This is a genomic window from Pseudomonas sp. IPO3778, from assembly GCF_013386825.1.
GTDB lineage: Bacteria > Pseudomonadota > Gammaproteobacteria > Pseudomonadales > Pseudomonadaceae > Aquipseudomonas.
In genome coordinates this window covers 1-634 of record NZ_JACARC010000136.1, presented here as the reverse complement: position 1 = coordinate 634, position 634 = coordinate 1, and the positions used below count along the sequence as shown (strand labels likewise).

The 634-nt window shown below is 63.7% G+C and carries 2 protein-coding genes; both read left to right on the top strand.

Annotated features, from left to right (window positions below):
• A partial coding sequence (locus HX855_RS32915; RefSeq protein ID WP_178948072.1) for a type II secretion system F family protein occupies positions 1 to 465 on the top strand: 465 nt, incomplete at its 5' end.
• A gap of 3 nt (positions 466 to 468) precedes the next feature.
• The coding region (locus HX855_RS32910; protein ID WP_178948070.1) for a prepilin-type N-terminal cleavage/methylation domain-containing protein at positions 469 to 634 on the top strand (166 nt) is incomplete at its 3' end.

Sequence of the window (634 nt, the reverse complement as noted above, 5' to 3'; positions counted from 1 at the left end):
TGGCATCACCTGGCGTTGCAGCTGCCGCTGGTGGGCAAGGTGCTGCGGGAGATGGAAGCCGCACGGTTCGCCAGCACCCTGGCGATTCTCGGCAAAAGCGCCGTGCCCCTGGTGGACGCCCTGGAAATCAGCGCCGCGGTGATCGGCAACCTGACCATCCGCGCGCGCATGGCCGATGTGGCCCGCTCGGTGCGCGAGGGCGGCACCCTGACCCGTGGCCTGGAACTCAGCGGCGACATCCCGCCGATGATGCTGCACATGATCGCCAGCGGCGAGCGAGCCGGTGAACTCGACGCCATGCTTGCCCGTGCGGCCGAACAACAGGAAAGCAGCCTGGCCGCACGGATCACCCTGGTGGTGAGCCTGTTTGAACCTTTCATGCTGGTGCTGATGGGCGGCGTGGTGCTGCTGATCGTACTGGCCATCCTCCTGCCGATTCTGAGCCTCAACCAATTGGTGAACTGACCCATGCAACCTCAACCCAATAACCTGCCGTGCCGACAGCGCGGTTTTACTCTGATCGAAATCATGGTGGTGGTGGTCATCATCGGCATCCTCGGCGCGATTGTGGTGCCGCAATTCATGAGCCGGCCCGACCAGGCCAAAGTCACGGCCACCAAAACCGATGTCCAGG